The following is a 21,926-nucleotide window of genomic DNA, read 5'->3' on the forward strand; positions in this document are numbered from 1 at the left end:
CCTATGTGGCAAAGCTATCTGAATGGTTTGCTGGTCGCCCTCGGCCTGATCATGGCCATCGGCACCCAGAATGCCTTTGTGTTGGCGCAAAGCCTGCGCCGTGAACATCATTTGCCCGTGGCCGCGTTGTGTGTGGTGTGCGATGCGCTGCTGGTGGCCGCCGGGGTGTTCGGCCTGGCGACGGTACTGGCACAGAGCCCGATACTGTTGGCCGTTGCACGCTGGGGCGGCGCGGCTTTCCTGATCTGGTACGGCGCCTGTGCGCTGCGCCGGGCGTGTTCGAAACAGAGCCTGGATCAGGGCGGCAACCTGCAGGTGCGCTCATTGCGCGCGGTGCTGCTGAGCGCGCTGGCCGTCACCCTGCTCAACCCCCATGTGTACCTGGACACCGTATTGCTGATCGGCTCACTCGGCGCCCAACAAACCGAGCCCGGCGCCTACGTCGCCGGCGCGGCCAGTGCATCGCTGCTGTGGTTCTCTACCCTCGCCCTCGGCGCGGCGTGGCTGGCGCCCTGGCTGGCACGCCCCGCCACCTGGCGCCTGCTGGATCTATTGGTGGCGGTGATGATGTTCAGCGTGGCCTATCAATTGATCAGTGCCTGAGGAATATTCCAAAACGCTCTGGAACCTCTATCCCACACAGTTGTTGCGTGGTTTTGCCGCACCCCCGGTGCTATGATCCGGACCCTGCGCCGCAAAGAGTACAAACTCCCCGGCGCTTGTTTGGCCGCCCGTGATCGGCCTTGCGCTCACCGCAACTGACCTGATTAGGAGATTTATCATGGCTTTCGAATTGCCGCCGCTGCCCTACGCACACGATGCCCTGCAGCCGCACATCTCCAAGGAAACCTTGGAGTTCCACCACGACAAGCACCACAACACCTATGTCGTGAACCTGAACAACCTGGTGCCAGGCACCGAGTTCGAAGGCAAGACCCTGGAAGAGATCGTCAAATCCTCTTCGGGCGGTATCTTCAACAACGCCGCTCAGGTCTGGAACCACACCTTCTACTGGAACTGCCTGGCGCCAAACGCCGGCGGCCAACCTACCGGCGCGCTGGCTGAAGCCATCAACGCAGCCTTCGGTTCGTTCGACAAGTTCAAGGAAGAGTTCACCAAGACCTCCGTCGGCACCTTCGGTTCCGGTTGGGGCTGGCTGGTGAAAAAGGCTGACGGTTCCCTGGCCCTGGCCAGCACCATCGGCGCCGGCAACCCGCTGACCAGCGGCGATACCCCGCTGTTGACCTGCGACGTGTGGGAACACGCTTACTACATCGACTACCGCAACGTGCGTCCTAAGTATGTGGAAGCGTTCTGGAATCTGGTCAACTGGAAGTTCGTGGCTGAGCAGTTCGAAGGCAAGACCTTCACTGCCTAAGCACTGCTTGCAGTAAAAAAGAGCCCGGCGATGCCGGGCTTTTTTATGCGCCATGGAACTGAGTGACAGGCCTTTGCCACGCAGTCTCTGGAGGAATCAGCCTCTCTTATCTGTCGGAGAAATCACAATGACCATTGGCGCACTCGCAGCTCTGCCTATCGTTGGCGACGTTGTTAAAACCGCTGGCGACATCACCAAGTCCCTCGTGCCGCTTGCCCAACCCTTCGCTGACGTAGCAGCCAAGACTTTGGGCAAGATGCTTGACCAGGCTTTCGAACCTACCAAAAAATCGGTTGATTATTCGAACACGCTGGAATTAGGAAACCGCACGCTGAAGTTCTAAACGACCCGCTGCCGCGGCCTCGTAACGGGCGGGCGGACAGCAATCCGCCTCGCCCCTCTCCTTCAAACCTGGTTAACCCCAATGTTCCTTTGACTGCCCTCACCAGATTGCCAATACTCATGGCATATTGAGGCTACCCGCATGGAACAAGGAATAACCCTTTGAAGCTGGAACTCAAAAACAGCTTGTCGGTGAAGTTGCTACGGGTTGTGCTGCTGTCGGCATTGATCGTGGGCGTCGCGCTGAGCGTGGCGCAGATCGTCTTTGATGCCTACAAGACGCGCCAGGCCGTAGCCGGCGACGCCCAACGCATCCTCGACATGTTTCGCGACCCCTCGACCCAGGCCGTCTACAGCCTGGACCGCGAGATGGGCATGCAAGTGATTGAGGGCCTGTTTCAGGATGACGCCGTGCGCATGGCGTCCATCGGCCACCCCAACGAAACCATGCTGGCGGAAAAAAGCCGTGCATTGCAGCAAGCGCCCAGCCGCTGGTTGACCGACCTGATTCTTGGCCAGGAACGCACTTTCACCACGGCGCTGGTGGGCAAAGGCCCCTACAGCGAATATTACGGCGACCTGAGCATCACCCTCGACACCGCGACTTATGGCCAGGGCTTTATCGTCAATTCGGTGATCATCTTTATTTCCGGGGTGCTGCGTGCCCTGGCCATGGGCCTGGTGCTGTACCTGGTCTATCACTGGCTGCTGACCAAGCCGCTGTCACGGATAATCGAGCACCTGACGTCGATCAACCCGGACCGGCCCAGCGAACACAAGATCCCGCAGCTCAAAGGCCACGAGCGCAACGAGTTGGGGCTGTGGATCAACACCGCCAACCAATTGCTCGAATCCATCGAACGTAACACCCACCTGCGCCATGAGGCCGAAAGCAGCCTGTTGCGCATGGCCCAATACGACTTCCTCACCGGCCTGCCGAACCGCCAGAAACTGCAGGAGCAACTGGACAAGATCCTCATCGACGCCGGCCGTCGGCAACGGCGCGTGGCGGTGTTGTGCGTGGGGCTGGATGACTTCAAGAGCGTCAACGAGCAGTTCACCTACCAGGCCGGCGACAAACTGCTGCTGGCCCTGGCCGACCGCCTGCGCGCCCACAGCGGCCGTCTCGGCGCCTTGGCTCGACTGGGCGGCGACCAGTTCGCCCTGGTCCAGGCCGATATCGACCAGCCTTACGAGGCCGCCGAGCTGGCCCAGAGCATTCTGGACGACCTGGAGGCAGAGTTCGCCCTCGACCACGAAGGCATCCGCCTGCGTGCCACCATCGGCATCACCCTGTTCCCAGAAGACGGCGACAGCACCGAAAAGCTGCTGCAAAAAGCCGAACAGACCATGACCCTGGCCAAGACCCGTTCGCGCAACCGCTATCAGTTCTACATCGCCAGCGTCGACAGCGAAATGCGCCGTCGCCGCGAGCTGGAAAAAGACCTGCGCGACGCCCTCAGCCGCGACCAGTTCCACCTGGTGTACCAACCGCAGATCAGCTACCGCGACCACCGCGTGGTCGGTGTGGAGGCGCTGATCCGCTGGCAACACCCGGAACATGGCCTGGTCCCGCCGGACCTGTTTATCCCGCTGGCCGAACAGAACGGCACGATTATTCCGATTGGCGAGTGGGTACTGGACCAGGCCTGCCGGCAATTGCGCGAATGGCACGACCTGGGCTTCACCGACCTGCGCATGGCGGTCAACTTGTCCACCGTGCAGCTGCACCACACCGAACTGCCACGGGTGGTCAATAACCTGATGCAGATCTACCGCCTGCCACCGCGCAGCCTGGAACTGGAAGTCACCGAAACCGGCCTGATGGAAGACATCAGCACCGCCGCCCAACATCTGCTGAGCCTGCGTCGCTCCGGAGCACTGATTGCCATTGATGACTTCGGCACCGGTTATTCATCCTTGAGCTACCTGAAAAGCCTGCCCCTGGACAAGATCAAGATCGACAAGAGCTTTGTGCAGGACCTGTTGGATGACGACGACGATGCCACCATCGTGCGGGCCATCATCCAGTTGGGCAAAAGCCTGGGCATGCAGGTGATCGCCGAGGGTGTGGAAACCGCCGAGCAGGAGGCTTACATCGTCTCCGAGGGCTGCCATGAAGGTCAGGGTTATCACTACAGCAAACCCTTGCAGGCCCGGGAGTTGGCTGCCTTCCTGAAGCAGTCTGAGCGCAATAACGCAGCGATTCTGTGACGAGCCAAAACGATACTGAATATTTCCCTCGTATAACCCTTTACACAAAATGCAAATCTTTCGCATTATGTCGCAGTTTTTTGCGCTCCCCCCGCGCGCCCCATCAACAACCGAAGCAGGATGTTCGCCATGATTCGTATGCCCCTGGCCACCGCCAGTCTGCTGGCCATTGCCATTTCTCTCGCCGGCTGTGGCGAAGGTAAAGACAAGGCCGCAGCGCCACAGGCGCCGACCCCGGCTGCCAGCACTACCGCTCCAGCGGCTGCCACCCCTGCCGGCCAGGTCGACGAAGCGGCCGCCAAGGCCGTGGTCGCGCATTACGCAGACATGGTATTTGCGGTCTACAGCGATGCCGAGTCCACCGCGAAAACCCTGCAGACCGCGATCGACGCATTCCTCGCCAAGCCGAACGATGAAACCCTGAAAGCCGCACGTACCGCCTGGATCGCCGCCCGCGTCCCGTACCTGCAGAGCGAAGTGTTCCGCTTCGGTAACACCATCATCGACGACTGGGAAGGCCAGGTGAACGCATGGCCGCTGGACGAAGGCCTGATCGACTACGTCGACAAGTCCTACGAGCACGCCCTGGGTAACCCGGGCGCCACCGCCAACATCATCGCCAACACCCAGATCCAGGTCGGCGAAGACAAGGTCGACGTCAAGGACATCACCCCGGAAAAACTCGCCAGCCTCAATGAGCTGGGCGGTTCCGAAGCCAACGTCGCCACCGGCTACCACGCCATCGAATTCCTGCTGTGGGGCCAGGACCTGAACGGCACCGGCCCAGGCGCCGGCAACCGTCCTGCGTCGGACTACCTGACGGGCGACGGTGCCACCGGTGGCCACAACGAGCGCCGCCGTACTTACCTGCGTGCCGTGACCCAACTGCTGGTCAGCGACCTGGAAGAAATGGTCGGCAACTGGAAACCCAACGTCGAGGACAACTACCGCGCCACCCTGGAGGCAGAACCGGCCACCGACGGCCTGCGCAAAATGCTGTTCGGCATGGGCAGCCTGTCCCTGGGCGAGCTGGCCGGTGAGCGCATGAAGGTTTCCCTCGAAGCCAACTCGCCGGAAGACGAACAGGACTGCTTCAGCGACAACACCCACAACTCGCACTTCTACGACGCCAAGGGCATCCGCAACGTCTACCTGGGCGAGTACACCCGCGTCGACGGCACCAAGATGACCGGCGCCAGCCTGTCGTCCCTGGTGGCCAAGGCCGACCCGGCTGCCGACACCGCCTTGAAAGCGGACCTGGCAGCGACCGAAGCGAAGATCCAGGTCATGGTCGACCACGCCAACAAGGGTGAGCACTACGACCAGTTGATCGCGGCCGGCAACGATGCGGGCAACCAGGTTGTGCGCGACGCCATCGCCGCACTGGTCAAGCAGACCGGCTCGATCGAAGCGGCAGCGGGCAAGCTGGGCATCAGCGACCTGAACCCGGATAACGCCGATCACGAGTTCTGATCCAGGTAGAGGGGGCTTGCTCCCGATAGCAGTGTGTCAGTGAAGCACGTGTTTACTGACACATCGCCATCGGGGGCAAGCCCCCTCCCACATTTGACTGCACTGCCTCAAACCCCGGTTTACATGCCCCGCACCCCAGGTAGAATGGCGCCTCTGCCCTACCTCGAGCGAATTTCATGGCGTTGCCGACCCTGCGCATCATCGGTTTCATCATCGGCATCTTCCTGATCACCCTCGCGATCGCCATGGTCGTGCCCATGGCTACCCTGGTGATCTTCGAACGCACCAGCGACCTGCCCTCGTTCCTGTGGGCCAGCATGATCACCTTTCTGGCCGGCCTGGCCCTGGTGATTCCCGGTCGCCCCGAGCATGTACACCTGCGTCCACGGGACATGTACCTGCTGACCGTCAGCAGCTGGGTGGTGGTGTGCGTCTTCGCCGCGCTGCCCTTTCTGCTGACCCAGCACATCAGCTACACCGACTCCTTCTTCGAAAGCATGTCCGGCATCACCGCCACCGGTTCCACGGTGTTGAGCGGCCTGGACACCCTGTCACCGGGCATCCTGATGTGGCGCTCGCTGCTGCACTGGCTCGGTGGTATAGGTTTCATCGGCATGGCGGTAGCGATCCTGCCGCTGCTGCGCATCGGTGGCATGCGCCTGTTCCAGACCGAATCCTCGGACCGCTCGGAAAAAGTCATGCCCCGCTCGCACATGGTGGCGCGGCTGATCGTGGCGGCCTACGTGGGCATCACCATCCTTGGCAGCCTGGCATTCTGGTGGGCCGGCATGGGCCTGTTCGATGCGATCAACCATGCGATGTCGGCGATTTCCACCGGTGGGTTCTCCACCTCGGATGAATCCCTGGCGCACTGGAAACAACCGGCGGTGCACTGGGTAGCGGTGGTGGTGATGATTCTCGGCAGCCTGCCGTTCACCCTCTACGTGGCCACGTTGCGCGGCAACCGCAAGGCATTGATCAAGGATCAGCAGGTACAAGGCTTGCTCGGTTTGCTGGTCGTGACCTGGCTGGTACTCGGCACCTGGTACTGGTGGACCACCAACCTGCATTGGCTCGATGCCCTGCGCCATGTAGCGCTGAACGTGACCTCGGTGGTCACCACCACCGGTTTCGCGTTGGGGGACTACAGCCTGTGGGGCAACTTCTCACTGATGCTGTTCTTCTACCTGGGGTTTATTGGTGGTTGCTCGGGCTCGACGGCCGGCGGGATCAAGATTTTCCGCTTCCAGGTCGCCTACATCCTGCTCAAGGCCAACTTGAACCAGCTGATTCACCCGCGTGCGGTGATCAAGCAGAAGTACAACGGCCACCGCCTGGATGAAGAGATCGTACGTTCGATCCTGACCTTTTCGTTCTTCTTCGCCATCACCATCTGCGCCATCGCCCTGGCCTTGTCGCTGCTGGGCCTGGACTGGATGACCGCCTTGACCGGCGCCGCCAGTACGGTGTCCGGTGTCGGCCCGGGGCTGGGTGAAACCATTGGCCCGGCGGGTAACTTCGCCAGCCTGCCGGATGCGGCCAAATGGATCCTGTCATTGGGTATGCTGCTCGGCCGGCTGGAGATCATTACGGTCTTTGTTCTGTGTATTCCGGCTTTTTGGCGTCACTGACAGCCGAGGTTTCCAACAACCGCGCCCGGTATTCGCCGGGCGTTGCATCAAACCAGCGACGAAACGCACGGAAGAAGTTGCTCGGGTCGGCAAACCCCAGCAGGTAGGCGATTTCCAGCAAGGTCATGCTCGGCTGTGCCAGGTATTGCTCGGCGAGTTCGCGACGGGTGTCGTCGAGCAGGGTCTGGAAGCTGGTGCCCTCCTCCTGTAGTCGCCGTTGCAAGGTGCGCTGGGACAGGTGCAACGTCTGCGCCACCACTTCACGCTTGGGCTCGCCCTGGGGCAACAGCCGGCACAGCACTTGCCGCGCCTTGTGGGTCACGCGGCTTTCCGAGAAACGCGCCAGGTACTCACCGGCAAATCGATCATGCAACAGCGCCATGGCCTCGTTGGCCGTGGGCAGCGGCGCTTCCATGTCGGCCCGCTCGAAAATGAGTGCGTCGTAGGGAGCGTTGAACTCCAGGGGTGCGTGGAAGGCTTGTTTGTACGGGGCCAGGTCCGCCGGCTGATCACCTTGCAGCACCACCTTGCGCGGCTGCAGGGTACGGCCGGTGAGCCAGCCACACAGCGCCAGGGCACTGGCCAGCGAGGCTTCGGCGCTTTGCCGGGTCGGCGGCAGGTGATCGCCATGCACCGTCAGAATCAGCGCATACCCTTCGGGGATCAGTCGGAAACTCAAGTCGGCACTTTCGGCGATGATGCGCTGGTAACGCACCAGGCGCATAAAACCTTCGGCGAGGGTGTTGCTGGACATCAGGGCATAGCCGGCCACATGAAACGACGCCGGGCGCACCACCTTGCCCATGTTCAGGCCGATCGCCGGGTTGCCCGAGAGCTCCACCGCGCGCTGCCACAGACGGGTCATGCAATCCTGCGGGAAGCGCGCATCGGGGTCATTCAGCGCGGCGTAGTCCAGGCCCAGTTGCTTGAACAAGGCGCGGCAATCCAGCCCGTCCATTTCCAACGCCTTGACTATCCCCATCGCCCAGCTTGCAGAAGTTGTTCGTTCGCTCATGGCGTCTTCTTAATAAAGCAGGCTCAAACGACAGCCAGGAAGCCAAGGATACTAAAGTGGCATCTATTGTCACTGGCTGTTACTACTGATCACTCTAGACTCAAATAAGCTCCCCGCCGAACATCTGTTGGGCGGCATAACAATCAAAGGGCCAGCCACTGTGGAAAACGTCAAGCGATTCAATAGCTTTGCTGAGTTCTACCCCTATTACCTGGCCGAGCACGCCAACAGTACCTGCCGGCGCCTGCATTTCATCGGTACCACGCTGGTAATCGGCATTCTGGCGTATGCCATCGGCCGGGGTTCGTTGGGCTTGCTGGTCGCCTTGCCGATTGCCGGCTACAGCTTTGCCTGGATCGGCCACTTCTTCTTCGAAAAGAACCGCCCGGCGACCTTTCAGCACCCGTTCTACAGCTTGTTGGGGGACTTTGTGATGTACCGCGACATGATTCTGGGCAAGGTACCGTTTTAGCCGCATGACCGTTTAAACGATGAAAGTTCATCCATCCGGCGACATAAAAATCTTTTTGTCATTTGCGGTGCTGTATCCTGCCAAGGCTTTTTGAGAGCGCGGAATCACCTGCGATTGAAAAAACAGACCTTGCGAGGAGCGACGACGATGCACGAGATACCTAATCTCCCCTTCCCAAGCCTGCACCCTACAGAGCAGCCAGCACCGCAGCAGGCCAGCGACAAACAGCCTGAGGCCAAAGAAGCCAAACCAGTCGACAGCAAAAGCCAGGACTGACGCCGTACCAGACCGTGTGGAAAGCGCAACGTTGAGCGCTTTCCACACTGCCTGAATCAATCGAGACGCCCATCATGACCGATACCCTCCCCGACAACCCGGACACCGCTGTACTCGACGCTGCCCTGCAGATGGTCGAAGTATGGAACCGCCTCAGCGCGGAGAAACAGGCCGTACTGCTCAAGCGTTTTGGCACCCAGGAAAACGCGCTGGCCGCTCTGGTCACCACCCAACTGCTGGCCCCTGCGCACGCCTGAGGTCTTTTTGATCCGAGGTTTTTGCGTTTTACCGCCCTGCACGACGCAAACCACCGGTATCATTAGCAGCCTATCTTTACCTGCTGCGACAGTGGACCCCTCCCATGCCCGATACCCAGCGCCCCATGGCGGTCACGCTGCAAGTTGTTTCCATCGTCTTGTTCACCTTCATCGGCTACCTGAATATCGGCATTCCCCTGGCCGTGTTGCCGGGCTATGTCCACAGTGAGCTGGGCTACGGCGCGGTGATTGCCGGCCTGGTGATCAGCGTGCAATACCTGGCCACCCTGCTGAGCCGCCCCTATGCGGGCAAGATCATCGACAACCTGGGCAGCAAGCGCGCCGTGCTGATCGGCCTGGTCGGCTGTGGCTTGAGCGGCGTATTCATGCTGCTCGCGGCCTGGTTCTCCAGCCTGCCTGCCTTGAGCCTGAGCAGCCTGTTGATCGGCCGCCTGGTGCTGGGCAGCGCGGAAAGCCTGGTGGGCTCGGGCGCCATCGGCTGGGGCATCGGCCGGGTCGGCGCGCAGAACACCGCCAAGGTCATTTCCTGGAACGGCATCGCCAGCTACGGTGCACTGGCGGTCGGTGCGCCGTTGGGCGTAGTGCTGGTGAAGAGTTTCGGGCTGTGGAGCATGGGGGTCAGCATCATCCTGCTGGCCATCGTCGGCCTGCTGTTGGCCTGGAACAAGGTCGCCGCACCGATTGTGGCCGGTGTGCGCCTGCCCTTCATGAATGTGCTCGGCCGGGTATTGCCCCACGGCTGCGCGCTGGCGCTGGGCTCGATTGGATTTGGCACCATCGCGACCTTCATCACCCTGTACTACACCACCCAGCACTGGGATAACGCGGTGTGGGCCTTGAGCCTGTTCGGCGCCAGCTTTATCGGAGCACGGCTGCTGTTTGGCAACCTGATCAACCGGATCGGCGGGTTTCGCGTGGCGATTGCCTGCCTGTCGGTGGAGATTCTCGGCCTGCTGTTGCTGTGGCTTGCACCGGATGCCAGCCTGGCCCTGGCGGGCGCGGCGTTGAGCGGGTTTGGCTTTTCCCTGGTGTTTCCAGCACTGGGTGTAGAGGCCGTCAACCTGGTGCCGGCGTCCAGCCGAGGCTCGGCGGTGGGGGCTTATTCGCTGTTCATCGACCTGTCGCTGGGCATCACCGGCCCACTCGCCGGAGCCGTGGCGGCGGGGTTTGGCTTTGCGTCGATCTTCCTGTTCGCCGCCCTCGCGGCCTTGGGTGGCTTGCTGCTCAGTGTTTACCTGTACCGACAAGCGCCGAAAGCCCGCGAAGCACGCGACGCCTAGAAATCGACCTTGCCACGCCCGGCCTTGATGCTGCCGCGCTTGGTCTTGGATTCGAGCCGACGCTTTTTCGAGCCCAGGGTCGGCTTGGTCGGGCGCCGCTTCTTCTCCACCTTGGTAGCGCTGAGAATCAACTCCACCAGGCGCTCCAGCGCATCCGCGCGGTTCTGCTCCTGGGTCCGATATTGTTGTGCCTTGAGCACCAGCACGCCTTCGCTGGTGATACGGCTGTCACGCAGCGCCAGCAGCCGTTCCTTATAGAACTCGGGCAACGACGACGCCGGAATATCAAACCGCAGGTGCACCGCGCTCGACACCTTGTTGACGTTCTGCCCGCCGGCGCCCTGGGCGCGGATGGCGGTCAGCTCGACCTCGGCATCGGGCAGGTGGACGTTGTTGGAAATTACCAGCATGAGCGGCAGCTACCTCGAATGGGGAAGCCCAAGGATACGCGAATGCGCACGCCCTCCTTCCTCTAAGCAGCAAACCCGGCACACGGCCGGGTTTGCTTGATCACGGATTACGCTTACTTAACCGCGGGCACTGCCGCGTCCAAGGCTTGCTGCGCACTACGCTTGTTCTTGATCCCATAACACACCGCCATAAACGCCACCCACACCGGGATCGCGTACACCGACACCTGGATCCCCGGAATCATCAGCATGATCACCAGGATGAACACCACGAACGCCAGGCACACGAAGTTGCCGTAGGGGTACCACAGCGCCTTGAACAGCGGCACCTGGCCGGTGCGGTTCATGTGCTGGCGGAACTTGAAGTGGGAGAAGCTGATCATCGCCCAGTTGATCACCAGCGTGGCCACCACCAGGGACATCAGCAGTTCCAGCGCGTGCTGCGGGATCAGGTAGTTCATCAGCACCGCCACCAGGGTGATCGCCGCCGAGGCGAGGATGGAACGCACCGGTACGCCGCGCTTGTCGATCTTGGCCAATGCCTTGGGCGCATCGCCCTGCTCGGCCATGCCCAGCAACATGCGGCTGTTGCAATAAGTGCCGCTGTTGTACACCGACAGCGCCGCCGTCAGCACCACAAAGTTGAGGATATGCGCGGCAGTGTTACTGCCGAGCATCGAGAACACCTGCACGAACGGGCTGCCGCTATAGGCGTCACCCGAAGCGTTGAGGGTCTCCAGCAAGCTGTCCCATGGCGTCAACGACAACAGCACCACCAGGGCCCCGATGTAGAAAATCAGGATGCGGTAGATCACCTGGTTGATCGCCTTCGGGATCACGGTGCGCGGCTTGTCCGCCTCGGCAGCGGTGAAACCGAGCATTTCCAGGCCGCCAAAGGAGAACATGATGATCGCCATGGCCATCACCAATCCGCCGACACCGTGGGGGAAGAAACCGCCGTGTTCCCACAGGTTGCTTACCGAGGCCTGTGGCCCGCCGCTGCCGCTGACCAGCAAATAGCTGCCCAGGGCGATCATGCCGACGATGGCCACCACCTTGATGATGGCGAACCAGAACTCGGCTTCACCGAACACTTTGACGTTGGCCAGGTTGATCAGGTTGATCAGCACGAAGAACGCCGCGGCCGAAACCCAGGTCGGAATCTCCGGCCACCAGTAATGCACGTACTTGCCGACGGCCGTCAGTTCCGACATACCCACCAGGATGTACAAAATCCAGCAGTTCCAGCCCGACAGGAAGCCGGCGAAACCGCCCCAGTACTTGTGGGCAAAGTGGCTGAAGGAACCGGCGACCGGCTCTTCGACGATCATTTCGCCAAGCTGGCGCATGATCATGAAGGCAATGAAGCCGCAGATGGCATAGCCCAGGATCATCGACGGGCCGGCGGATTTGAGCACCCCGGCCGAGCCGAGGAACAGGCCGGTGCCGATGGCGCCCCCCAGGGCGATCAGCTGGATATGCCGGTTTTTCAGGCCGCGTTTCAGCTCGCCTGAAGAGGAATGGGGTCCACTCATGAAAAGGGTCTCACGCAAGGTTTGAGGAGGTTGACTGCAGGTTGCTGCCTTGAGTCATCGACTCAAGCAGCGCCGCCCAAACCCCAGCGCAGGCACCAGGAGTACAGCGTTTTTCTAACGGTCATGCGTCACCTGTTTGTTTTTATCTGTGACGAAATCGAACCCGTCCGGCTCGTGGCCAGGCGGAGTGATCAGGGTGGGTACACCCCGAGGTCTTGGCCTTTTGCGTGGTTACGCAAGGGGGTCACAGTAAAACGCGGCGCATTGTACACCGCTCGACAGCTTGGGGCCGCCTGCGCAAAGCGAGTGCGACGATCTGTCAGGTAATCCTTACAGGACGGAAACACCCAATAATGCCGCCATCTACGCGTAAATTAATCGTTACAGCATGGAAAATTAACGTTACAGCTGTGATCTAAGTAAAAAATGACGGTCAGAAATTTCCTGCAATTCAGCGGCGCCAGCTGACTGTTTTTCCTCAAGAAAAAACCAAACCCGAAAAACAGAACAAAAAATCCAAATGAAACCGTGTCAATAAAAATTTTGCATTTTGAAACACTCTCTCCTAGGTTCTTTGCACTTGCCCGCAAAGCCCGTTGGCAAGCCGTTCTCAAGCACCGTCCTCTAGGAGATACACCATGCAAGCACTGGAAAAAGACCTGGAAACCGAACTGCAACTCGACGATTGGTTTGAAGCGCCGACCCATGAGGCCGCCGTTGAAATGATGCAAGCCGATGCCGTTGTGCCATTTGGCACCGCGATGTGGCCCTTCTAAAACCGGCACGCTCCCGGCAGGTGCCGTGCACGGCACCTGCTCCCTTACCCAAGGCACAGAAGGATGTACGTCATGGACAAGGCCCGCGCCGTCGAACACTTTCTCTACTACCTCGCGCATCACCCGGCCCTCAGCGGCCTGAGCTGCCCCAACGTGCTGCTGGGCCATACCGAGCGCTACGACGCCATCACCCAGGCGATCACCCAGGGCAGCGCCGCCCGTTTCAACTTCCAGGTGCAGCGCCTGGAGCTGGCCGCCAGCGACACCCTGGCCCAGGCCATCGAAGCCTGCGACCTGTACCTGTTTCTCTACGATTCCTCCACCTTGCCCAACCCTCGCGCCGAAGGCCCGGACTTTATCCGTGCTCTGCAAGGCGTGATGGCCGAACACTGGAAAAAATCCCTGCTGTTCAAGGATTATGGCGACTATTTCTACGACACCTTTAGCGTCGAGCCCCAACGCATCGCCGACCTCAACGCCACGCTGATCCGGCGTATGTCCCAGGCCAACGTGCTGAGCTTTACCGACAAACATGGCTCACGGCTGGAAGCGCCGATGAGCAGCATCAAGAAGTGGACCAATATCAACGGGGTCGGCAACCACGACCTGGCCCCGGGCGAGATCGCCACCCACAGCGAGGCCATCAATGGCCAGGTGCGGTTTGTCGGCACCTTTCTCAGCACCATCCCGTTTGCGCGCAAATATGGTGTGCTGCAATCGCCGCTGGAGTTGTGGATCGAGAACTCGACCATCTGCAGCGTGGCCAGTGAAGTGCCGGGGTTGGCCGATGATTTCAACAAGTACCTGAATGCCAACCCGTCGAACCGGCGTGTGGAGGAGTTGGGGATTGGTACCAATGAAGGCGTGAAGGATCTGTATGCGCGCAACGCCGGGTTCGAGGAGCGCCATTGCGGGTTGCACCTGGGACTGGGCGGTGGGCAGAAAGGCAGCCATCACCTGGATTTGATCTTTGCCAGTGGGGTGTTGGCGCTGGATGACAAGCCGGTGTTTGATGGGGCCTTTGCGTTCTGAGCAACGCTGTAACTAACACTGAAAATCTGAATGTGGGAGGGGGCTTGCCCCGATGGCAGTCGTTCAGTTGATGTGTGTGGTGGCTGCTACACCGCTATCGGGGGCAAGCCCCCTCCCACATTTTTGAACGTATTCCAAGGCAAAAAAAACGCCAACCCGAGGGTTGGCGTTTTTTATGCGACGATCAAATCACTGCGGCTTCTTGCGACCAAAACCAGGACGCTGGCCAGAACCGGCCGGTGCGCCACGGCGCTTGCCAGACGGCTCGTCGGCGACCAGTTTCGGGCCAGGGCGCTTGTTAGCGGCCGGCTTGGCTGGACGCTTAGTGCTAGCGTTGTCGGCCGGGCGATCCGCTTCACCCCGGTTGCTGCGACCACCCGACGGGGCAGGACGCGGCGTACGTGGCGCGCGCTCGCCTTCCTGACGCGATGGCGCGGTTGGGCGGCGCTCACCTTCGATCTGCGGCTCACGGGAGATACGACCGCCGGTCGCCGGTGCATTCAACGCCGGGCGCAGGGTGCGGGCAACACGTTCGGTGCGCGCCACCGGGCGCGACGATTTACGCTGCATACGCTCAAGCTTGTCTTTGCTCTTGGCGTTCATCTGCGGCATCGCCACCGGCGTCAGGCCGACTTCGGCGCTGAGGATGTCGACTTCGTACTGGCTCATTTCGCGCCAGCGGCCCATCGGCAGGTCGGAGTTCAGGAATACCGGGCCGAAACGCACGCGCTTCAGGCGGCTGACCACCAGGCCCTGGGATTCCCACAGGCGACGCACTTCACGGTTACGGCCTTCCATCACCACGCAGTGGTACCAGTGGTTGAAACCCTCACCACCCGGCGCCTGCTTGATGTCGGTGAACTTGGCCGGGCCGTCTTCCAGCACCACGCCCGCCTTGAGACGCTCGATCATCTCGTCGTCGACTTCACCACGTACACGCACGGCGTATTCGCGGTCCATCTCATAGGACGGGTGCATCAGGCGGTTGGCCAGCTCACCGTCGGTGGTGAACATCAGCAAGCCAGTGGTGTTGATGTCCAGGCGACCGATGTTGATCCAGCGGCCTTCTTTGGGCTTGGGCATCTTGTCGAACACGGTCGGACGGCCTTCCGGGTCGTCACGGGTGCAGATCTCACCATCGGGTTTGTTGTACATGATCACGCGGCGTACCGATTCGGCGGCCTCTTCACGCTTGATGACCTTGCCATCGATGGTGATTGCGTCGTGCAGGTCGACGCGCTGGCCGAGGGTGGCCTCGACGCCGTTGACCTTGATGCGCTTCTGGGTGATCCAGGCTTCGACGTCGCGGCGCGAGCCCACGCCGATACGCGCCAGCACCTTTTGCAGTTTTTCGCCTGCTGGGCCGATTTCCTGGCTGTCGTTCTGGTCTTTGTCGTTCATCTTAAGCACCTCCCGGTGGGTCGATTCAGGCATGGCCTGAAGAGTGTTGAAAGCGGGGCTTTGGCCGAATAGCTCGGCAAAGGGTCGCGAATCATACGCGCATGGCGCACGTTGCGCATCAGAGACTAGTCGATTAGTACGCATTCACCGGTTTTTCCGCCAGCCGGCAGCACCACAAATCAAAATGTGGGAGCGGGCTTGCTCGCGAATGCGGTGGATCAGTCGCCATCTCCGATGGCTGATACTCCGCTTTAGCGAGCAAGCCCGCTCCCACAGGGATTCAGCAGTGTTTGCAGGAACGCGTCAGTCTTCGAACTCGCGACGTTCAGCTTCGATGGCCTCAGCCAGGGCGCGGGCTTCATCTTCTTCGTCGCTGAGGGGCGGCTGTTCGAGGGCGGCGACGGCGGCCAGGAGTTTTTCGCGGGCGTCGGCGACGCCGAGGATGTCTTCTTCAGATTCGGGCTCAGGTTCGGGGTCAACGGTTTCCTGGGGTTCTGCCTCGGTCGCACCGTCGCGCAGCAAGTCATCAAAGTCGGTCTTGATGCCCTGCTCCATGTCGTCCAGTTCCAACAGCAAGGTATGGAAACTGGTTTCGTCCTTCGGCTCTTCCGGCTCTGCTGTCGCATCGGCAAGCTCTTGCAGGCTGGCCGGCACCGGGGCGTCGTCGAAGTCGAGCACCGGCTCCGCTTCCATCTCGCGCAATTCGGCCAGCGGCGGCAAGTCGTCGAGATTTTTCAGGTTGAAATGGTCGAGGAACACCTTGGTGGTGGCAAACATCGCCGGTTTACCGGGCACGTCACGGTAACCGACGATGCGGATCCACTCGCGCTCCAGCAGCGTCTTGACGATATGGCTGTTGACCGCCACGCCCCGCACGTCCTCGATCTCGCCTCGGGTGATGGGCTGGCGATAGGCGATCAGCGCCATGGTCTCCAGCATCGCCCGTGAATAACGCTGGGGGCGCTCTTCCCACAGCCGGCCGACCCAAGGGGAAAACTTCTCACGGATCTGCAGACGATAACCCGACGCCACTTCGCGCAATTCAAAAGCACGGCCGTCGCAGGATTTGCGCAGAATCTCCAGCGCCTTCTTGAACACCGGCGGCTCGGGACGTTCGGCCTCTTCAAAGAGCTCGAACAAACGCTCCAGGGATTGCGGTTTGCCCGACGCCAGTAGGAAAGCTTCCAGCAGCGGCGCCAGTTCGCGGGGTTCAGTCAGATTCATCGATTCAGCTCTTTATTCGGCTCGCGCCCGCACGTGGATAGCCGCAAAAGGCTCATTCTGGACCAGCTCGACCAACGACTCCTTGACCAGTTCGAGAATCGCCATAAACGTCACCACCACCCCCAGGCGCCCTTCTTCGGCGGTGAACAGCTCGACAAACGGCACGAAACCGCCGCCCTTGAGGCGCTCCAGCACGTCGCTCATGCGCTCGCGGGTGGACAACGCCTCGCGGCTGACCTGGTGGCTTTCAAACATATCGCCACGGCGCAGCACCTCGGCCATGGACATCAGCAATTCTTCCAGGCTCACGTCCGGCAACAGCTTGCGCGCACGGGCCTCGGGGGCATCCAGTTTGGGCACCACCACATCGCGGCCCACTCGGCTCAGGCCGTCGATGCCTTCGGCGGCGGCCTTGAAGCGTTCGTACTCCTGCAGGCGGCGGATCAGTTCGGCGCGCGGGTCATCTTCTTCCGCTTCCACCGTCTCCGAGCGCGGCAGCAGCATGCGCGACTTGATCTCGGCGAGCATGGCAGCCATCACCAGGTACTCGGCGGCCAGCTCCAGGCGCACCGACTGCATCAACTCGACATAGCCCATGTACTGGCGGGTGATCTCCGCCACCGGGATGTCGAGGATGTTGATGTTCTGCTTGCGGATCAGGTACAGCAACAAGTCCAGCGGGCCTTCGAAAGCCTCCAGGAAGACTTCCAGCGCGTCCGGCGGAATGTACAGATCCAGGGGCATTTCCATGACCGCCTGGCCATACACCATGGCAAACGGCAGTTCCTGCTGGGCGCCCGCCTGGCTGTCGACGGTTTCCACGGCTGACATTCAGGCCTCGACCATGAATGGCGCCGGATCGCCGCAACCCACGCGGATCACTTCGGGTTCGCCGTCGGCCAGGTTGATCACGGTGGAAGCTTTGCCGCCGCCGAAACCGCCGTCGATGATCAGGTCCACCTGCTTTTCCAGGAGCTGACGCATTTCATACGGGTCTTCCAGGGGCTCGGTGTCGCCGGGCATGATCAACGACACGCTCATCAACGGCTCACCCAGTTCTTCAAGCAGCGCCAGGGCAATGGGATGCTCTGGCACCCGCAGGCCGATGGTGCGCTTCTTCGGGTGCAGCAGCAGGCGCGGCACTTCGCGGGTGGCATTCAGAATAAAGGTGTAGGGCCCCGGCGTGTGGGCCTTGAGCAGACGGAACGTGCCGGTGTCGACCTTGGCGAACAGGCCCAACTGGGACAGGTCGCTGCAGATCAGCGCGAAGTTGTGCTTGTCGTCCAGCTGGCGCAGGCGTCTTACACGCTCTACCGCGCCCTTGTCGCCGATTTGACAACCAATCGCGTAGGACGAATCGGTCGGGTAGATCACCACGCCGCCGGCGCGAATGATCTCGACGGCCTGTTTGATCAGGCGCGCCTGGGGGTTTTCCGGATGAATCTGGAAGAATTGACTCACGTGTTCTACCTGTTCAGACGGTGGCAATAATGGGGTCATGCTTGAATCGCCCCCACAAGGGCGGCAAATCTTCCGGGACGGGGCGATACTCGCCGATCTCGGACCAGCCGCCTGGGCCATGAAAATCACTGCCGGCACTGACCAGCAGACCAAATTCGCGGGCAAGAATCGCCAGGCTGCCGACCTGCTCGGCGGGTTGATGCCCGTTGACCACTTCGATTGCGTGGCCGCCCGCACCAATATAGTCGGCAATCAGCTTGCGGCGCTTGCTGCGGGTGAAATCGTAATGCCAAGGATGGGCCAGGCTGACCCAGGCCCCGGAGGCCCGCAGGGTCTCTACGGTGTCTTCCAAGGTCGGCCAGTGTTGTTTCACATCCCCCAACTTGCCGGCGCCCAGCCATTTGCGGAACGCTTCGGCGCGGTCCTTGACGAAACCTTCTCGCACCATCCAGTCGGCAAAATGCGGCCGGGCCGGTGCGTTGCCGCTGTCACCCAGTTCCTGCTGGATGGCGCGGGCGCCTTCCAAGGCACCGGACATACCTTTAAGGCCGAGCTTGCGGCTTATTTCTTCGGACCGCAGCCAGCGGCCATCGTGCAACTGGGCAATGGCCGCGACCAAAGGCGGGGCTTTTTGATCAAAGCCGTAGCCGAGCACATGAATGGTGGCGCCACCCCAGGTGCAGGACAGTTCCACACCGTTGACCAACTGCATGCCCAACGCATGCGCGGCTTTGCGGGCTTCGTCGAGGCCTTCGAGGGTGTCGTGGTCGGTCAACGCCAGGACTCGCACGCCTTTTTCAAACGCACGCGCAACCAGTACCGCGGGCGCCAGGGCGCCGTCGGAGGCCGTGCTGTGGCAGTGCAAATCAACATTCACGGGGATGTGTAACCTCAAGTCAGCTGGCGCTTTCGCTACCAAGGATGTTTGTTATTATGCCGCCACATCCAGCTTCTGGCTCTTACTGTGAAACAATTCATCGACTTCATCCCGCTGTTGCTGTTTTTCATCGTTACCAAGCTCGACCCCAGGGTCATCGAAATCGCCGGTCATGAGTTCTCGTTCGGGGGCATCTACAGCGCCACCGCCGTACTGATCATCAGCTCTATCGTCGTCTACGGCGCCATTTTCATCTCCCAGCGCAAGCTGGAAAAAAGCCAATGGCTCACTCTGGTCGCGTGCCTGGTGTTCGGTGGCCTGACCCTGGCCTTCCACAGTGAAACCTTCCTCAAATGGAAAGCGCCCGTGGTGAACTGGCTGTTCGCTCTGGTGTTTATCGGCAGCCACTTCATCGGTGACCGCCTGCTGATCAAGCGGATCATGGGCCATGCGCTGACCCTGCCGGAGCCGGTATGGACACGCTTGAACGTTGCCTGGATCGTGTTCTTCCTGTTCTGCGGCGCCGCCAACCTGTTCGTGGCCTTCACCTTCCAGGACTACTGGGTCGATTTCAAAGTCTTCGGCAGCCTGGCCATGACCGTGCTGTTCCTGGTTGGCCAGGGTATCTACCTGTCACGTCACCTGCATGACGTCGCCCCTACCACCCCGAAAACCGAGGATTGACATGCTCTACGCAATCATTGCCACCGACGTTACCGATTCGCTGGAAAAACGCCTGAGCGTGCGCCCGGCCCACCTCGAGCGCCTGAACGTGCTGCAAGCCGAAGGCCGCCTGGTACTGGCCGGCCCGCATCCTGCGGTGGACAGCAACGACCCGGGCGCGGCGGGTTTCACCGGCAGCCTGGTGGTCGCCGCGTTCGCCTCGCTGGCCGATGCCCAGGCTTGGGCCAAGGCCGATCCGTACGTGGCGGCCGGCGTTTACGCCGACGTCGTGATCAAGCCGTTCAAGCAAGTCCTGCCTTGATAACGGCCACGCCGAACCTGATCGGTTCGGCGTACGCCTAATTGCTCATTATTCTCGGTAACCTGCCGACAACGTTCTGAATATTCGTGTGGAATCAGGAGTTCCGATGCGCTTACGTCAGTTGTGTCTGTTGGCAGTGGTAATGATCGGGGCTACGGCCCACGCTGAAGAAACCTCGAACACCGGCAGTTCCACGCCCCTGTCCTTGAGTGCCGGCGCCCAGATCACCGAGTTGCAGCAACGGTTGAAAGAAAGCGAACGCCAGCGCGAAGAACTGAGCAGGCAATTGCAGAGCGCGGACGCTACCCGCGAAAGTGCTCAATTGAGTCGCCTTCGCCAAGAGAACCAACGCCTGGCCCAGCAACTCAAAGAGACACAGGGCGGCGCCTTGACCCGATGGCTGACCGAGCAGCAACAGTGGTTCGTCACCGGTGGGGCCGTCGCACTGATAGCCCTGCTGTGCGGGATTTTCGCCAGTGGGGGGCACCGTCGCCGTCGACAATGGCTAAATTGAGTGAGTCATGAGCGAGCTGTTACTGATAGATGATGACCAGGAGCTCTGCGAGCTGCTGACCAGTTGGTTGGGCCAGGAAGGTTTCCAGGTGCGCGCCTGCCATGACGGCTTGAGCGCCCGCAAAGCCTTGGCTGACAGTGCCCCGGCCGCGGTGGTACTCGACGTGATGCTGCCCGACGGCAGCGGCCTGGAACTGCTCAAGCAATTGCGCAACGACCACCCGGAGCTGCCGGTGCTGATGCTGTCGGCGCGCGGCGAACCGCTGGACCGCATCCTCGGCCTGGAACTGGGCGCCGACGATTACCTGGCCAAGCCCTGCGACCCACGCGAGCTTACCGCCCGGCTGCGCGCCGTACTGCGCCGCAGCCACCCGGCCGCCGTGTCCACCCAGCTCGAATTGGGCGACCTGTGTTTCAGCCCGGTGCGCGGCGTGGTCAGCATCGATGAACAGGAATTTTCCCTCACCGTCTCCGAAAGCCGCCTGCTGGAAGCCTTGCTGCGCCAGCCCGGCGAGCCCTTGGATAAACAGGAACTGGCGCAGATCGCCCTGGGCCGCAAGCTGACCCTTTACGATCGCAGCCTGGACATGCACGTGAGCAACCTGCGCAAAAAGATCGGCCCGCACCCGGATGGCCGGCCACGAATCGTCGCCCTGCGCAGCAGGGGCTACTACTACAGTCTCTGAACACGCTGCAAAGTCTCTGGGGGAGCTGGCTTGCCAGTTTTGTCAGCTCCCGCCAAAACCGTCTTTACCCAAGCTTTACCCACACCTGACCGCCGCTGACCTTGATCTCCGTAATCTACTCACATCCGGACTCACCGGAATAGAGACAGGAGAATCACCATGCGCAAGACCCTTATCGCTTTGATGTTCGCCGCTGCCCTGCCGACCGTTGCCATGGCGGCAATGCCCGAAGGCCCAGGCCCGATGGGCGGCCCCGAAGGCCACATGATGGGTGGCCCGGGTCACGGCGGCGAACACGGTCCGCGTGGCAAAGGCGGCCCCTTCAGCCAACTGGACCTGAGCAAGGAACAGCGCCAGCAGATCGGCAAACTGATGGGCGACCAATGGCACGCTCGCAAGGACCTGACCAGAAAGTACCTGGACAAGCTCCCGGCGGCTGACCAGAAGGCCATGCAAGACGAAATCGCCGCCGGCAAGCAGAAAACCCAGGCGGATATCCGCGCGCTACTCAAGCCAGACCAGCAGAAGAAATTCGACGAGATCGTCAAGCAGCAGGAACAGCGCCGCGCCGAATGGAAGGAATTCCAGGCCTGGAAAGCGCAACAGCCGCAAAAAGCGCAATAATGCCCTCGCGTTAACGCTCCCAGCCCAGTGGCCGCCGCCACTG

General features: G+C 61.1%; 25 protein-coding genes and 1 pseudogene. 17 read left to right on the plus strand and 9 right to left on the minus strand.

Going from position 1 to position 21,926, the window contains the following annotated elements; genetic code table 11:
• The first annotated feature begins 3 nt into the window (after positions 1 to 3).
• From ACZ445_RS23875 to ACZ445_RS23900, 6 genes are all read left to right on the plus strand, one after another.
• Positions 4 to 603, plus strand: coding sequence for a LysE/ArgO family amino acid transporter (locus ACZ445_RS23875; protein ID WP_071496572.1), 600 nt, complete (start codon positions 4 to 6; stop codon positions 601 to 603).
• Between the two features lie 178 nt (positions 604 to 781).
• Positions 782 to 1,378 carry a superoxide dismutase gene (locus tag ACZ445_RS23880; protein ID WP_017125974.1) on the plus strand — a complete coding sequence of 199 codons (597 nt, stop codon included), beginning with the start codon at positions 782 to 784 and terminating at the stop codon, positions 1,376 to 1,378.
• 127 nt (positions 1,379 to 1,505) lie between these two features.
• A complete protein-coding gene (locus ACZ445_RS23885; protein WP_058423227.1) occupies positions 1,506 to 1,721 on the plus strand; it encodes a hypothetical protein in 216 nt (71 codons plus the stop codon).
• A gap of 161 nt (positions 1,722 to 1,882) precedes the next feature.
• Entirely contained in the window at positions 1,883 to 3,934 is a 2,052-nt protein-coding gene (locus ACZ445_RS23890) for a putative bifunctional diguanylate cyclase/phosphodiesterase (protein ID WP_058423228.1), read from the plus strand.
• Positions 3,935 to 4,063: 129 nt separating this feature from the next.
• The gene (locus tag ACZ445_RS23895; protein WP_058423229.1) at positions 4,064 to 5,407 is read left to right on the plus strand and encodes an imelysin family protein; all 1,344 of its coding nucleotides are present in this window, start codon (positions 4,064 to 4,066) and stop codon (positions 5,405 to 5,407) included.
• A gap of 176 nt (positions 5,408 to 5,583) precedes the next feature.
• Positions 5,584 to 7,038: a TrkH family potassium uptake protein gene (locus tag ACZ445_RS23900; protein ID WP_058423230.1), complete on the plus strand. Its 1,455-nt coding sequence runs from the start codon at positions 5,584 to 5,586 to the stop codon at positions 7,036 to 7,038.
• Here the strand turns inward: ACZ445_RS23900 and ACZ445_RS23905 are convergent.
• Positions 6,995 to 8,053 carry an AraC family transcriptional regulator gene (locus tag ACZ445_RS23905; protein WP_058423231.1) on the minus strand — a complete coding sequence of 353 codons (1,059 nt, stop codon included), beginning with the start codon at positions 8,051 to 8,053 and terminating at the stop codon, positions 6,995 to 6,997. The two genes, ACZ445_RS23900 and ACZ445_RS23905, sit on opposite strands and share 44 nt — an antisense overlap.
• 160 nt (positions 8,054 to 8,213) lie before the next feature.
• Here ACZ445_RS23905 and ACZ445_RS23910 point away from each other — a divergent pair, with 160 nt between their 5' ends.
• The 4 genes from ACZ445_RS23910 to ACZ445_RS23925 all read left to right on the plus strand — a co-directional run bounded on the left by ACZ445_RS23910 (position 8,214) and on the right by ACZ445_RS23925 (position 10,359).
• Complete coding sequence (locus tag ACZ445_RS23910; RefSeq protein ID WP_058423232.1) at positions 8,214 to 8,525, plus strand: Mpo1-like protein; 312 nt, start codon at positions 8,214 to 8,216, stop codon at positions 8,523 to 8,525.
• 147 nt (positions 8,526 to 8,672) lie between these two features.
• Positions 8,673 to 8,801, plus strand: a complete 129-nt coding sequence (locus tag ACZ445_RS23915) for a hypothetical protein (RefSeq protein WP_464707646.1) — start codon at positions 8,673 to 8,675, stop codon at positions 8,799 to 8,801.
• A 74-nt stretch (positions 8,802 to 8,875) separates the two neighbouring features.
• A complete protein-coding gene (locus ACZ445_RS23920; RefSeq protein ID WP_058423233.1) occupies positions 8,876 to 9,058 on the plus strand; it encodes a hypothetical protein in 183 nt (60 codons plus the stop codon).
• A 104-nt stretch (positions 9,059 to 9,162) separates the two neighbouring features.
• Positions 9,163 to 10,359, plus strand: a complete 1,197-nt coding sequence (locus ACZ445_RS23925) for an MFS transporter (protein WP_058423234.1) — start codon at positions 9,163 to 9,165, stop codon at positions 10,357 to 10,359.
• On the opposite strand, the gene arfB is transcribed toward ACZ445_RS23925, so the two are convergent.
• On the minus strand, positions 10,356 to 10,769 hold the full coding sequence (gene arfB, locus ACZ445_RS23930) for an alternative ribosome rescue aminoacyl-tRNA hydrolase ArfB (RefSeq protein WP_058423235.1): 414 nt from the start codon (positions 10,767 to 10,769) through the stop codon (positions 10,356 to 10,358). The genes ACZ445_RS23925 and arfB overlap by 4 nt on opposite strands.
• Positions 10,770 to 10,882: 113 nt before the next feature.
• A complete protein-coding gene (locus tag ACZ445_RS23935) occupies positions 10,883 to 12,304 on the minus strand; it encodes an amino acid permease (protein WP_179030399.1) in 1,422 nt (473 codons plus the stop codon).
• A gap of 638 nt (positions 12,305 to 12,942) precedes the next feature.
• Here ACZ445_RS23935 and ACZ445_RS23940 point away from each other — a divergent pair.
• Both ACZ445_RS23940 and ACZ445_RS23945 read left to right on the plus strand, forming a co-directional pair.
• Positions 12,943 to 13,080 carry a hypothetical protein gene (locus ACZ445_RS23940; protein ID WP_003237751.1) on the plus strand — a complete coding sequence of 46 codons (138 nt, stop codon included), beginning with the start codon at positions 12,943 to 12,945 and terminating at the stop codon, positions 13,078 to 13,080.
• A gap of 72 nt (positions 13,081 to 13,152) precedes the next feature.
• Positions 13,153 to 14,112, plus strand: a complete 960-nt coding sequence (locus tag ACZ445_RS23945; RefSeq protein WP_058423237.1) for a M29 family metallopeptidase — start codon at positions 13,153 to 13,155, stop codon at positions 14,110 to 14,112.
• 189 nt (positions 14,113 to 14,301) lie between these two features.
• Here ACZ445_RS23945 and rluB read toward each other — a convergent pair whose 3' ends face one another.
• The 6 genes and pseudogenes from rluB to ACZ445_RS23975 form a co-directional block, all read right to left on the minus strand.
• Positions 14,302 to 15,513 carry a 23S rRNA pseudouridine(2605) synthase RluB gene (gene rluB, locus ACZ445_RS23950; RefSeq protein WP_058423238.1) on the minus strand — a complete coding sequence of 404 codons (1,212 nt, stop codon included), beginning with the start codon at positions 15,511 to 15,513 and terminating at the stop codon, positions 14,302 to 14,304.
• 187 nt (positions 15,514 to 15,700) lie between these two features.
• Positions 15,701 to 15,793: pseudogene (locus ACZ445_RS23955) on the minus strand (metal ABC transporter ATP-binding protein); the annotation flags it as partial.
• Positions 15,794 to 15,816: 23 nt separating this feature from the next.
• Entirely contained in the window at positions 15,817 to 16,737 is a 921-nt protein-coding gene (scpB, locus tag ACZ445_RS23960) for an SMC-Scp complex subunit ScpB (RefSeq protein ID WP_058423239.1), read from the minus strand.
• A gap of 12 nt (positions 16,738 to 16,749) precedes the next feature.
• Positions 16,750 to 17,448 (minus strand): segregation and condensation protein A, encoded by a 699-nt coding sequence (locus ACZ445_RS23965; protein WP_164365898.1) that lies wholly within the window; start codon positions 17,446 to 17,448, stop codon positions 16,750 to 16,752.
• Between the two features lie 120 nt (positions 17,449 to 17,568).
• Positions 17,569 to 18,198, minus strand: coding sequence for an L-threonylcarbamoyladenylate synthase (locus ACZ445_RS23970; protein WP_058423241.1), 630 nt, complete (start codon positions 18,196 to 18,198; stop codon positions 17,569 to 17,571).
• A 13-nt stretch (positions 18,199 to 18,211) separates the two neighbouring features.
• The gene (locus ACZ445_RS23975; protein WP_058423242.1) at positions 18,212 to 19,075 is read right to left on the minus strand and encodes a PHP domain-containing protein; all 864 of its coding nucleotides are present in this window, start codon (positions 19,073 to 19,075) and stop codon (positions 18,212 to 18,214) included.
• 87 nt (positions 19,076 to 19,162) lie between these two features.
• Here ACZ445_RS23975 and ACZ445_RS23980 point away from each other — a divergent pair, with 87 nt between their 5' ends.
• From ACZ445_RS23980 to ACZ445_RS24000, 5 genes are all read left to right on the plus strand, one after another.
• Positions 19,163 to 19,759 carry a septation protein A gene (locus ACZ445_RS23980; RefSeq protein WP_058423243.1) on the plus strand — a complete coding sequence of 199 codons (597 nt, stop codon included), beginning with the start codon at positions 19,163 to 19,165 and terminating at the stop codon, positions 19,757 to 19,759.
• Position 19,760: 1 nt separating this feature from the next.
• Positions 19,761 to 20,060: a YciI family protein gene (locus ACZ445_RS23985; RefSeq protein ID WP_464707647.1), complete on the plus strand. Its 300-nt coding sequence runs from the start codon at positions 19,761 to 19,763 to the stop codon at positions 20,058 to 20,060.
• A gap of 106 nt (positions 20,061 to 20,166) precedes the next feature.
• Positions 20,167 to 20,574: an SH3 domain-containing protein gene (locus tag ACZ445_RS23990; RefSeq protein WP_464693833.1), complete on the plus strand. Its 408-nt coding sequence runs from the start codon at positions 20,167 to 20,169 to the stop codon at positions 20,572 to 20,574.
• Between the two features lie 7 nt (positions 20,575 to 20,581).
• Entirely contained in the window at positions 20,582 to 21,259 is a 678-nt protein-coding gene (locus ACZ445_RS23995) for a response regulator transcription factor (RefSeq protein ID WP_058423246.1), read from the plus strand.
• A gap of 159 nt (positions 21,260 to 21,418) precedes the next feature.
• On the plus strand, positions 21,419 to 21,883 hold the full coding sequence (locus ACZ445_RS24000; RefSeq protein ID WP_058423247.1) for an LTXXQ domain protein: 465 nt from the start codon (positions 21,419 to 21,421) through the stop codon (positions 21,881 to 21,883).
• The last annotated feature ends 43 nt before the right edge of the window (positions 21,884 to 21,926 follow it).

It is taken from the genome of Pseudomonas allii (genome assembly GCF_055380095.1).